The organism is Ewingella sp. S1.OA.A_B6 (assembly GCF_049889095.1).
GTDB lineage: Bacteria > Pseudomonadota > Gammaproteobacteria > Enterobacterales > Enterobacteriaceae > Ewingella.
The window spans coordinates 70,917-83,422 of the sequence record NZ_JBLJFK010000008.1; the positions used below are offsets into that span (position 1 = coordinate 70,917).

Annotated in this window: 10 protein-coding genes; 3 read left to right on the forward strand and 7 right to left on the reverse strand. The window is 53.0% G+C overall.

The genetic code is table 11. The annotated features are described in order from the left end of the window. Positions 1-3: 3 nt before the first annotated feature. The 3 genes from truA to pdxB all read right to left on the reverse strand — a co-directional run bounded on the left by truA (position 4) and on the right by pdxB (position 3,087). Positions 4-834, reverse strand: coding sequence for a tRNA pseudouridine(38-40) synthase TruA (gene truA / locus ACMV8I_RS15245; RefSeq protein WP_498866060.1), 831 nt, complete (start codon positions 832-834; stop codon positions 4-6). Continuing rightward, the gene (locus tag ACMV8I_RS15250; RefSeq protein ID WP_498866061.1) at positions 834-1,844 is read right to left on the reverse strand and encodes an aspartate-semialdehyde dehydrogenase; all 1,011 of its coding nucleotides are present in this window, start codon (positions 1,842-1,844) and stop codon (positions 834-836) included. Before ACMV8I_RS15250 ends, truA begins: the two co-directional genes overlap by 1 nt. Before the next feature lie 115 nt (positions 1,845-1,959). Further along, positions 1,960-3,087, reverse strand: a complete 1,128-nt coding sequence (gene pdxB, locus ACMV8I_RS15255) for a 4-phosphoerythronate dehydrogenase PdxB (RefSeq protein WP_498866062.1) — start codon at positions 3,085-3,087, stop codon at positions 1,960-1,962. Positions 3,088-3,379: 292 nt separating this feature from the next. On the opposite strand from pdxB, the gene ACMV8I_RS15260 reads away from it, so the two are divergent. After that, entirely contained in the window at positions 3,380-4,273 is an 894-nt protein-coding gene (locus ACMV8I_RS15260) for a DMT family transporter (RefSeq protein ID WP_498866063.1), read from the forward strand. A 225-nt stretch (positions 4,274-4,498) separates the two neighbouring features. Further along, positions 4,499-5,548: a flagella biosynthesis regulator Flk gene (gene flk / locus ACMV8I_RS15265; protein ID WP_498866064.1), complete on the forward strand. Its 1,050-nt coding sequence runs from the start codon at positions 4,499-4,501 to the stop codon at positions 5,546-5,548. A gap of 5 nt (positions 5,549-5,553) precedes the next feature. On the opposite strand, the gene ACMV8I_RS15270 is transcribed toward flk, so the two are convergent. The 4 genes from ACMV8I_RS15270 to fabB all read right to left on the reverse strand — a co-directional run bounded on the left by ACMV8I_RS15270 (position 5,554) and on the right by fabB (position 10,287). Beyond that, a complete protein-coding gene (locus tag ACMV8I_RS15270) occupies positions 5,554-6,669 on the reverse strand; it encodes an SLC13 family permease (protein ID WP_498866065.1) in 1,116 nt (371 codons plus the stop codon). A 229-nt stretch (positions 6,670-6,898) separates the two neighbouring features. After that, the gene (locus tag ACMV8I_RS15275; RefSeq protein ID WP_498866066.1) at positions 6,899-8,371 is read right to left on the reverse strand and encodes a PepSY-associated TM helix domain-containing protein; all 1,473 of its coding nucleotides are present in this window, start codon (positions 8,369-8,371) and stop codon (positions 6,899-6,901) included. Positions 8,372-8,462: 91 nt separating this feature from the next. After that, positions 8,463-8,936 (reverse strand): DUF2946 domain-containing protein, encoded by a 474-nt coding sequence (locus tag ACMV8I_RS15280; protein WP_498866067.1) that lies wholly within the window; start codon positions 8,934-8,936, stop codon positions 8,463-8,465. Positions 8,937-9,066: 130 nt separating this feature from the next. Next, positions 9,067-10,287 (reverse strand): beta-ketoacyl-ACP synthase I, encoded by a 1,221-nt coding sequence (fabB, locus tag ACMV8I_RS15285; protein ID WP_498866068.1) that lies wholly within the window; start codon positions 10,285-10,287, stop codon positions 9,067-9,069. A 174-nt stretch (positions 10,288-10,461) separates the two neighbouring features. Between fabB and mnmC the strand changes: the two genes are divergently transcribed. Then, the gene (mnmC, locus tag ACMV8I_RS15290) at positions 10,462-12,498 is read left to right on the forward strand and encodes a bifunctional tRNA (5-methylaminomethyl-2-thiouridine)(34)-methyltransferase MnmC2/FAD-dependent 5-carboxymethylaminomethyl-2-thiouridine(34) oxidoreductase MnmC1 (RefSeq protein ID WP_498866069.1); all 2,037 of its coding nucleotides are present in this window, start codon (positions 10,462-10,464) and stop codon (positions 12,496-12,498) included. Positions 12,499-12,506: the final 8 nt, after the last annotated feature.

Sequence of the window (12,506 nt, forward strand, 5' to 3'; positions counted from 1 at the left end):
CAGTCAGTCCGCTAAAAACAGCGGCCCCATGTTCAGTTTTGGCAATCCAAATTTGTCTGGATAATCCACCGAGACCAGATACAACCCTTCGGCCTTCGCCGTCGCCGCCGCCAGATTGCGGTCTTTGGCTGCCAGCAACTCAGCGATCCAGCTTTCAGGCTGTGCGCCGCAGCCAACCTCAATCAGGCTACCGACGATATTGCGCACCATATGATGAAGAAAAGCGTTGGCCTTAACATCCACCATCACGTAGTTACCATGACGGCTGACGTTAAGATGCAGCATGTAACGCCACGGCGTGCGTGACTGGCACTGTGAAGCACGAAATGACGTAAAGTCGTTCTCGCCCAGCAGAGCCTGACCGGCACGCTGCATCTTCTCGACGTCCAGCGGCAGGTGCACATGCGTGATACCGGTTTGCAAAATGGCAGAACGGAAGCGATTGTTGTAGATAAGATAACGATAACGGCGCGCCGTGGCGCTGAAACGCGCGTGGAAATCCTCCGCCACTTCACTCATCCAACGCACCGAAATGTTTTTCGGCAGATGTGTATTGACCCCCATCGTCCAGGCGGCATCTTTGCGCAGGACCGGTGTATCAAAATGCACCACCTGTCCGGTAGCGCTGACGCCGGTATCAGTGCGTCCTGCGCATAATACCGTAATAGGGACATCTGCCACGCGACTTAGCGCTTTTTCCAGGCAGGCCTGGACGCTGATGGCATCAGGCTGACGCTGCCAGCCGAAGTAAGCGCTGCCATCGTATTCAATCCCCAACGCAATTCGTGCCGCCGACGGTGGCGTTTGCCGTGTAGGGGTTAACTCTTCAGACATTAGTACCAATACTCCCCAATCAGTTTCTCAGCAGTTTCAACCGCCATCAGTGCGCCGCCAAAGCGAACGTTATCCGCGACCGACCAGAACTGCAATATTTCAGGAATACCGTAATCATTACGCAGACAGCCGATGCTCAGATTAGCATTGCCGGAGGCGTCGCTTACCTGGGTAGGAAAATCATCCTCTTCGCTGAGGTTAATATCGTCAATGCGTTCAAGCTCAGTGCGCGCTTCATCAGCAGATAGCGGACGCAGACCTTCCATATGCACGACCTGCGCATGGCCGTAAAACACGGGCGACTGCACGCAGCTGACGGAGATAGGCAGGCCGTCGTTTTGCAGCACTTTGCGCACTTGATCAACCAGACGGCGCTCCTGACGCACGCTGCCCTCTTCATCGCTCAACAACGGCAATAGGTTAAAGGCCAACTGCTTGCTGAACAGGCTCTCTTCAGCAGGAATACCGCTGAGCAGTTTGGCACTTTGCCCGGCCAGGTCGTCCACTGCCGCTTTACCCAAAGCAGAAACGGATAACAACGAGGTAACATGAAGACGAGCTAAACCGGCCTGCTCAGTCAGCGGTTTAATCGCCGTCAATAATTGGCTGGTCAGGCTGTCGGCAACGGCCACGATATTGCGGTTGCGGTAATGCGCAAGGGAGTCGGGGTTTACGCCCGGCACCACCAAAGGAATGTCGTGTTCCATGGCAAAAAGTCCGCTGCTGTCGATAACCAGACAGCCCTGATTAGCCGCTTCTTCAGCAAACTGTGCTGAGGCCTCTACACCGGCGACAAAAAATGCCAATTGCACCTGAGACCAGTCAAATTCAGCAGCATTTTGCACGCGCAGACTCTTGCCGTTGTAACGGATAGTCTGACCGGCGCTGCGTTCACTTGCCAAAGGGAAGAGTTCTGCAACCGGGAACTGACGTTCAGTCAGTAACTCCAGTAACGCATCACCCACTGCACCCGTGGCGCCGAGCAGCGCAATATTCCAGCCATCAGACATGTTGGTATTCTCCAGAAATGAGTCGTACAAAATACAAAGGGGCGGTATTGACCGCCCTGAAACTAAACGTCAATGCGCCACTGTAGGCACAAAAGCTTAAGTCTACGTTAAGGCATCAGCCCTGAACTGCGGTGAATCCGAGCTTATTGAGTAACTCGACGGTAGCCGCGTTGTCACAAATGACCCTCAGGGATGACCACTCGCGCCGTTCTGCATAGAACTTGCGCAGCTTGTCAAACTCGCCCGGCTGACCCGCAACATGACGCAGCGGCGCATCATCGCGGCGCACATCATACACCAAGTGCATAAGTCTCAGCAGTCTGGCTTCACTCAATTCCCCAGAGAAGGTAACCACCGGGAACTCTGGCGCAGGCAGTAACTCTTCAAGCGGCACTTTCTGCGGATCACCGATAAACTGGCTGAATGCTTCGAACACCTGCGTGGTGCCACGCGCTTTTCCTTCCAGACTGTAACCGGCGATGTGCGCAGTACCGATAGCCACTTTATCTAACAACGCCAGCGACAGGTCGGGTTCAGGTTCCCATACGTCCAGCACGGCAGTCAGTTTTTTCGGCCCGCTCAGGGCATCAAGCAATGCGGCGTTATCAACCACTTCGCCACGGCAGGCGTTAATCAAAATGCGATCGGCTGGAAGACGTGCCAACAGACCGGCATCCACCAGATGGTGAGTGGTATAAGGCCCTGACATATTCAGCGGCGTGTGGAAGGACAGAACATCCGCTTCTTCCACCAGTTGTTCCAGCGTGGAAAATACGCCTTCATCGCCACGATCTGCTCGCGGTGGATCGCAAAGCAGCGTACGCACGCCTAACGCGCGCAGCCGGTCGTTGAGTCGTGAACCCACATTGCCAACGCCGATAATACCGACGGTTTTATCACGCAACTTGAAACCATCGCGTTGGGCAAGGATCAGCAGCGCCGAGAACACGTACTCCACCACGGCGATGGCATTACAGCCCGGCGCCGCTGAGAAACCTATCCCCTGCTGTTGCAGCCAGGCGTCATCAACATGGTCGGTGCCCGCTGTGGCGGTACCGACAAATTTCACCGGCTTTCCTGCCAGTAAACCTTCATTTACTTTGGTAACGGAGCGCACCATCAACGCATCAGCATCAAGGAGCGCATCTTGTGGGATCGGACGGCCAGGTACGGCCTGAACAGTGCCTAGTCGGCTGAAAAGCTCGACGGCATACGGCATATTTTCATCAACCAGGATTTTCACGTGTGTCTCCGGCAGGCTGTGCCATGGATATCCCCATCATCCTTTAAGCTTCCTGTATGTTAGGTTAGATGCCTTCATGCAGCTCAAATGATTTTGGGTATACAACAGAATAAGATAAGTGTGATTTTGCCACGAATGGCGACAGATCCCAATGCCGGTGCATCAGGCTTATCTTTCATTACGGAAAGAGTAGAGCCTGGTACAGGAAATTTGCAGGAACATAGCAATAACAAACGAGTCAACCTTACACTACGCGTAACAATTTAATCATTTATGTCATGGATTTAAAAATATGAATGCTCTCTTCCCCCTGCTGGCAGTATTGATCTGGTCGCTAAATGCGGTCGTTAGTAAAGCCTCTGCCACGGCCATCGACCCGGCTGCAATCTCCTTCTACCGCTGGCTGCTGGCACTGCTGGCGCTGACCCCTTTCGTCTTGCCCGGTGTCCTGCGAAATCTCAAGACGATTAAACAATACTGGTGGAAGCTGCTGATCCTCGGGCTACTCGGCATGGTGCTTTATCAAAGCCTGGCGTACTACGCAGCACACAGCGTGAGCGCTCTGTTTATGGGCATTCTCAATTCACTGATCCCGCTGCTGACGGTACTGATCAGTCTGGTGGTGCTCAGCGTAGTGCCGACGGTGGGTATTGTTCTCGGCGGACTGTTGTCTCTGGCCGGGTTAATCTGGCTGGTCAGTTCGGGCGACCCGGCACAGCTGTTACATCATGGGATTGGCCACGGCGAACTGATGATGTTTGCTGCCTCAGCGTCTTACGCCCTTTATGGTGTGTTGACCAAACGTTGGGCGATCGCTCTGCCGAACTGGCAATCATTATATATACAGATTATTTTTGGCGTCTTGCTGCTGCTGCCGGGCTTCATGCTGGCAACCAACGTTGAGCTGAATGCGCACAATCTTCCGCTGGTACTGTTCGCGGGGATCCCGGCGTCCATTATTGCGCCTTTTCTGTGGATCCAAGCCGTTATTCGTCTCGGTGCAAATAAAGCGTCTATTTTTATGAATCTATCACCGATCTTTACCGCCATCATCGCTGTGCTTTTCCTGCATGAGCAGTTGCATAGCTATCACCTGATTGGTGGTGGAATAACGCTGATCGGTGTCATTATTGCCCAACGTTTACGTCGACCCCTGTTTGGCAATAAAACAGCCGTGGCAAAATAAGATCCAGCCGCTTAAATACTCTGTCACTGCCTGCAACCCTGTGGGCAACATAATCCTTCTCCGTCGTTGAGTGCTTTCACGCGCCACCTGACAAAATCTCAAAGAAATAAGCGTAATAATAGTTGTTCAGCGGAGTATTCACGGTGTCGATTGCGTAAGTTTGCAGGTATGATGTGGCGCTTCTGCGCTTTGCGCCGTTTTAACTAGCAGCGAAGGACTGGTGATATGCAACCTTTGAGTGGTCCAGGTACGCCGATTGGCGACAACAGGACACAGCCGAATGGCCAGACAGTCCCCGCAGGCCCGGGTGAAAATCAGCCGTTAACGCCCGCACAGCGTACGACTCTGGAAAAGCTTATCATCAAATTAATGGCGCTGACGCCCATGAAGTCCGCCGAGATTTGGGCTGGGCTCCGCCATGAGTTGGCATTGCCACACGATGCAGAACTGACCGCCGGGATCTTCTCCCGCGCCGAAACCGTTTTGCAGGGCAAGCTGAGCCAGGCGCAGGATAGCCATTCTACTCGCCAACTGCTGCAACAACTGACCGAGCTGCTGCCGCTGGGCAATAATCGTCAAGCCGTCAGCGACTTCATTCGCCAGAATTTTGGTCATACCGTGTTAAGCCAACTGAGCCATGAACAGCTGCAACAGGTGTTCCTGCTGGTCCAAACCCGCGAAATGGCTATTCCGCAGCCACAGCAAACCCCGATCACCGACCGGGCTTTGCTCCCTGCCGAACACAGTAGCTTGCAGCAGTTGGTGACCAGACTTAGCGCAGCAACCGGCGAAGCACCGGCAAAGCTGTGGCAGGAGCTGTTTAACCTGGTTGGCGTAAAAGTGGGCGACCCTATTCCCGCACGCCATTTTCAGCTGTTAAGCCAGTTTATGCAGGTGAAAGCCGCGCTCAGCCAGCCTACCGCCACACCAACGCTGACGACCCTGCTCAGCGTGCTCAAACAACCGGCCACTGCGCAGGAAGTTCATCAGCTCAGCGAGTATGTTGAATCCCGCTTCAATGCCACGCCGGTTACGCCGCTCAATATCGCCCAGCTCAACGATCTGGTGGGTGTGCTGTTCAGCCAGCGTGTCGACCGCACCCCGCGCCCTGAAAAAATTGATACCGATTTCACCACCGTTTCGCGCACAGAACCGCAGCCGATCATGAATCCTTTGGTCGCCATGTTGCCGGCATCCATGCAATCTCTGGGCGGTAAGCCGCTGCTGTTTATTGCTTTCGTCGTGGTCGCGGTATTGCTGTGGTTATTATTTTGAGTTTGTTATCCCACTAACCACCAACCCACCAGAGCGCTGCCGATTAAAAACGGAAAAGAGTAATAATGGAATTTCACCCAGATTTTGCGGTCGTTGGCCATGCGCAGTGCTATCAGGTTGGCAAGCGATCCTATCGCTAAACCAAATCCCCCGGCATTGACGCCATAAGCCAACAGCGCGTTGGCCGGAACATAGTTGATCATCAAAATAGTGGCAGGAACGTTGCTGATCGCTTGAGAAAGTCCAATCCCCAGAGCATAAACCCCCATTGAGGACAATTGCCCTATTTGCTCGACAGCACCCTGCACTGGCCCCAATCCCACGATCAGCCTTACATTGATAAACATGGCGATAAATACGACGATCAGCGGCCAGTCGATACGTAAAAGCACTTGTCGGGACAGCAGCAAAAAACAGAGCATTACGGCCAACAGGCCATAGACCGACAGACCGACGTCCACACAGCTAATAAAAATGACATACATCGCCAGGCAACTAAACAGCAGCGTTTTTTTGTAAGGATAGCCCTGGTTATTCTCCAGCATCCTGAGCGTGGCTGGCGGAAAACTGAACCATGTTGTTACCAACAACGCCAATAGGCTGACTCCCGCCAGCGGGGCCATTTGCGTGATAAATGCCACAAAGGATAGCCCGGACTTATTCCATAGCAGAATATTTTGCGGGTTACCGATAGGCGTCAACAAAGAACCGGCATTAACAGCCAGCGCTTCGAAAATGATCAACCGGCTTACCGGCAAGGTGGAGAGTTTTTTTAGCGTGATCGTCAGAGGAATGACGATAAACAACGCGACATCGTTAGTCATAAATGTCGACAACAATGCCGCCGCACAGACCAGAAACAGAGCGAGATGACGCTCGTTGCTGATGGTGTTAATTATCTTGCGGCCGACAAAATCAAAGTAGCCACTCACCTCAACGCCTTTGGTCAGCATCAGCAGACCGATTAGGGTCACGATGGTTGACCAATCAACAAACTGTGGGAACTGCACAATTTTCTCTGGCTGAAACAGGCTCAGCACTACGCCCAGCAGGATTAATACGTGTAAAAAACGGTCGCGTAAGAAAGGTTTAAGCAGTGTTTTTGCAACAGTGGCGAGCATGATGATTTCTACCGTAAAGGGCCGCTTATCTGATGTGCAAACCTTACCGGAAGCACCTGCACCCTGCCAGCGTAAAAGTGATTTCCCCCTCGACACCTCGCCTTCAAATAAAAATTCATATAGAAAACTATAAATTTCAGAACGTATTGAGTGCTGCTGAGTTGTGTAAAACAGCGTCATAAGACGCAGTCAGCGGCATAAAAGAGTTTGTGCCGCTGACAAGGAGGATTTAATTAAGCGAAGAGGCCGGCGTCAAGCTGCTCTGTTGCTTCTTCCAGCGCACAATATCGATCAGCAGGAAAATCACCAGACTTATACCCATAAGTGGTAATGAAAACGATAAACCAATGACCACCAGCGTTATTGGAAATTGCAGGATGAACGGCATCCGTCGCCAGGTGTGCATCAGCGTCAATCCAGGGTTGCTGGCACTGTTCATTTGGGGACGGCGCAGCCACCAAAGCCGGTATCCCCAGCCAATCATCGTGCATAAACCCAGACCGAAAGCCACGAGGACAATCTGGTTCCAGAGCCCAAAAAGTATGCCCATATGGGCATCAACTCCCCATCGGGTCAGCTTAGCCAGCAGTGGAAAATTGGCAAAACGAGTGTGGTCAATAATCACCAATGTCCTGGGATTAACCGATACTGCATCAACACGCGTTGGCCAGCTGCGGTCAACTTCAGTGACAGTCCAGGCTTTTTCAGCACTATAAGCAGGCCTGACCTCGATTTTTGCGGCATCGATTCCCGCATGGCGGGCGACATTCACGACCTGATCAAAAGTAACCGGTAATACTGTCGCGACGGCGGCCGCATGCTCAGGCTGTTTTTTTGCCATATTCATTTCGGGCATATCAGCCATATTCATGCTGCTGTGATCGGCTGCGCGATGCCCGGCATGCTCATCCACAGGCAAAGCCTGCGCATCTGCAACCAGGTTGGTAGAGGGTGATGGCGTCATCCAGCCCATTTGGGTCCGTAGCAGGCTGATGTTATCGCCTGCCCACTGTGACCATGTCAGGCCGGTGACCGATAAAAACAGCAGCCCGGCAATCAATGTCAGCCCCATCCAGCTGTGCCAGCGGCGGCTATTGTGCTGTTTGGCCGCGACACCACGGAGCTTAAGGTTACTGCGTACTTTCTTGCGCCCCGTCGCCCACAATACAACGCCGCCCAGTGCCGCAACCCAAAGCCAGGATGCCGCTAACTCGCTGTAATTACGCCCCAGGTTGCCCAGTAATAATCCCCGGTGCAACTCATCCAGCCAGGTTCTGAAGGGTAAAATCCCGCTGGTACCATATACCGTCAGTTCCCCCAGGGTTTTGAGTGTTACCGGGTCTACAAACACGGCGCGACTTTTGGACTCACCAAGCGCCGGCTCTGAGAACATGACTCGGGTAGTTTGCCCCTGTGCGGGTGATGGGCGCACAGCATAGATTTTTACATTGCTACCGACAATAGTCTGCGCGGCTTCAATTTGGCGGGATAAAGGTTGTACATCACCTACCGAAGACGTGTAAAGCTCATGGGCGTACAGGTGGCTTTCAAGCTGCGGCGTCAGAACATATAAGGTGCCGGTAAGGGCCGCAACAAAAATAAATGGGCCGACGAACAGGCCGATATAGAAATGGATCCGCTTGAGTAATGCCAGGATTGCGGCTTTTGCCGTCAATTTATTGGAAACAGCAGGATTGCTCATCAGTAATATTCCTGAATTTTCAGATAGCAAATGCACAACGACTACGCCGAAGCGCCACCGTTATGGGTATGTTTGGAGAGAAAACAGCAAGCTATTGAAAATCAGGCGGGGCGCGGGGTTGGACGTGTTGATAAAAAGCGGGAGAACTAAAATGGGTAGCCAGCGGAGAAGGCGGTGCCTGACCTAATACTTCGGCAGACCACAGCAGGGAAATAGCCAGCACCTGCAATAAAGGCAAATGCGCCAACAGTACACAATAACCGCAGGCTGCATCACTCATATCACCGGACATCATCCCCTGCCCATTATCACCGGATGATATGGCACGATGACCGTCAGCGTGGTCGCCATGTTCCATTTTCTGTGCCGGAAGCATCTCATCTTCAGACATGTCCATCGAAGACATATCCATCCCCGACATCCCGGGCATCATCTGATGCATTACACCCGCCGACACCAGTGATGTAGACACCACCGGAGCGATAAACAGCATCAGGATCGCCGCTATCCCAAGCCATGCGGGAAAGTGCAGATAGCGATGATTGATTTGTCGGAGTGAAAGCATGATGTCATCAAAGTGAAAATAAGAAGCGGCGGAATTGTACCTGAATTGTTGAGATTTAACCGAAGGTAAAAAGCACAGACGTAAAAAAGCCCGCTCGCAAGCAGGCTTTTTTCAAACTTAACGACAGGAATTACTGGTCGTTTTTCATCTTACGCATCACCAGCGTGGCATTGGTACCACCGAAGCCGAAGCTATTGGTCATTACCGTTGTCAGTTCACGCTGAGTTGGCTTTGTCACGATGTCCATGCCTTCTGCTGCTTCATCGAGGTTTTCGATGTTGATGCTTGGCGCGATAAAGCCGTATTCAGCCATCAGCACGGTGTAAATCGCCTCGTGCACACCAGCGGCACCCAGAGAGTGACCGGTCATGGCTTTGGTTGAAGAGATCGCAGGCGTTTTTTCGCCAAATACTTCACGGATAGCACCCAGTTCTTTCACATCCCCAACCGGTGTAGAAGTACCGTGGACGTTAATGTAATCGATTGGAGTATCCACGCCCTTCATTGCCATTCTCATGCAACGCACTGCACCTTCACCGGATGGAGCCACCATGTCAGCACCGTCAGACGTTGCGCCGTAGCCCACGATTTCAGCGTAGATATGCGCGCCACGTGCCAGAGCATGTTCCAGTTCTTCAACCACCATAATACCGCCACCGCCAGCAATGACGAAACCGTCGCGATTCTGATCGTAAGTGCGGGACGCTTTTTCAGGCGTGTCGTTGTAACGGGTAGAAAGTGCGCCCATTGCATCGAATTCACAAGCCATTTCCCAGCACAGCTCTTCGCCGCCGCCAGCAAATACGACATCCTGCTTGCCCAGTTGGATCATCTCTACCGCGTTACCAATACAGTGGGCAGAGGTCGAGCAGGCAGAGCTGATGGAATAGTTAACACCACGGATTTTGAACGGGGTTGCCAGACAGGCAGAAACACCGGATGCCATCGCTTTGGTCACCATGTACGGGCCAACGCCTTTGAGGCCTTTGGCACGCATGCCATCAGAACCGGCAACCTGGTTACGCGGAGAGCCGCCGCCAGAACCGACGATAAGACCAGTACGGTCGTTGGAAACCATCTCTGGCGTCAGACCGGAGTCTTCAATCGCCTGCTGCATGGAGAGGTAAGCGTAGATGGAAGCATCGCTCATGAAACGCACAATCTTGCGGTCGATAAGCCCTGCAGTGTCTAACTTCACTCCACCCCAGACGTGACTACGCATTCCGGCATCTTTCAACTCTTGCGAGAAGGTGATCCCAGAGCGCCCTTCCTTCAGAGAGGCCAGAACTTCCTGCTTGTTGTTACCAATGCTCGAGATAATACCCAGGCCAGTAATGACTGCACGTTTCATTTAATACCTCTTGTACTATTTAACTAACTATTCAGGATTTCGTCACGCACTCTAGCGTACAGTTGTACGCCGAACAAGTCCGATCAGCAATTCCTTGTGTAAATCGCAGTAAATTTGCGCGAGGGCAAACACGCCGTTAAACTTCGGCATCGCCTTGAACTGAGAGAGTTTCACGTGAGTCATTCCCCTATCCAGCCTGCCGAGTTGAGTTGGAATGAACAGGGTACACCTGTTTCCCGACATTTTGATGACGTCTACTTTTCCAACCAGGATGGCTTGCTGGAAACACGCCATGTCTTCCTTAATGGCAACGGTTTTCCCGAACGTTTTACCTCTCACCCGCGCCCGGCATGCGTGATAGCCGAGACAGGATTTGGCACCGGTTTAAACTTTCTTACACTGTGGCAAGCCTTTGATACCTTCCGTCAGCAAACGCCCGATGCGACCTTAAAACGCCTGCATTTCATCAGCTTTGAAAAATTTCCGCTGTCGGCCTCCGACCTGATGGCCGCCCTGGCACGCTGGCCAGAACTTGCGGCATATGCCGCAAAGCTTACCGAACAGTGGCCACTGCCATTTTCCGGTTGCCACCGTCTGCTGTTTGATGGCGGTCGGGTGACACTTGACCTGTGGTTTGGCGATGTTGCCAGCCTGCTTCCGGCATGTGACAGCAGCATGAATCAGCAAATCGACGCCTGGTTTTTAGACGGCTTTGCTCCCTCGAAAAACCCAGATATGTGGACTGCCGACGTATTTATCAACATGGCACGCCTGTCGCGCGCGCAGGGCACGCTGGCGACCTTTACGGTGGCCGGTTTTGTGCGTCGCGGTTTACAAGACGCAGGTTTTGACGTCAGGAAAGTGAAAGGGTTCGGTGAGAAAAAACACGTACTTAGCGGCGTGATGAATAATCCGCTGGATTTGCCGCATACTGCGCCCTGGTATCGCCGCCCCGCCGCTGAAAAAACCACGAATATCGGCATTATTGGTGGCGGTGTCGCCAGTGCGGTATTAGCGCTGGCACTGTTACGGCGTAATTATGCCGTCACACTGTATTGTGCCGATCTACAACCGGCCAAAGGCGCATCAGGCAATCGTCAGGGGGCGCTCTATCCGCTGCTCAATGGCAGAAACGACGTCCTCGAACGTTTCTTTGCCCATGCTTTTACCTTCGCCCGCCGTCAGTATCAGGCGATTGCCGCTCAGGGTGTGCCGTTTGACCACCAATGGTGCGGTGTCAGCCAGCTCGGGTTTGATGCAAAAAGTCAGGGGAAAATCGACAAAATTCTTGCAGGCAGTTGGCCGTCAGATCTGGCAACCGGATTGTCGCAGCAGGCGTTGACTGACGCTTGCGGGCTAGAGTGCGGTTACGGCGGTATCAGCTATCCACTCGGTGGCTGGCTGTGCCCGGCGCAACTGACCACAGAACTGATTACTTTGGCTGAAAGGCAGGGTTTAACCGTACACCTCAATCAGCAGGTCAGCGGACTGCACTTAGGCGAAGATCGGCGCTGGCAGATGGATTTCATCGACGGGCCAGCGGCCCATCATGACTGCGTCGTTCTGGCGAACGGCGCTAATATCACCGATTTCACGCAAAGTGCCATGCTGCCGGTTTACGCCGTCAGCGGCCAGGTTTCGCATATTCCTACCACACCCACGCTGCAAAAACTCAAGCAGGTATTGTGCTACGACGGTTATATGACGCCGGTGAATCCGCTTAATCAGCATCACTGTATCGGCGCGAGTTATCACCGCGCAGATAAATGTACCGATTATCGTGACGACGACCAACAGCAGAACCGCCAGCGTCTGATTGACTGTCTTCCATCAGTGGCGTGGCCCCACGAGGTTAATGTCAGTACAGGTGAAGCACGTAACGGCGTACGCTGTGCGACCCGTGACCATCTGCCGATGGTGGGTGTGATTGCAGATTATGATGCCACGCTAGCCGAATATAAGAAGCTGGATATCGCGGTAAAACGCGGTCAGCCGGTGGCTGATGCTCCCTGCCATCACAATCTTTTTCTGCTCGGCGCGTTGGGGTCACGCGGGCTAAGCTCCGCACCGCTCGCAGCTGAAGTCCTGGCAGCACAAATCGCCGGAGAGCCTATGCCGCTCGACAGCGAAACGCTGGCTGCGCTCAATCCGAACCGCATGTGGATCCGCAAACTAATAAAAGGCAAACCGGTGGTTCAGGAAAAAGTCTGAAATGACAA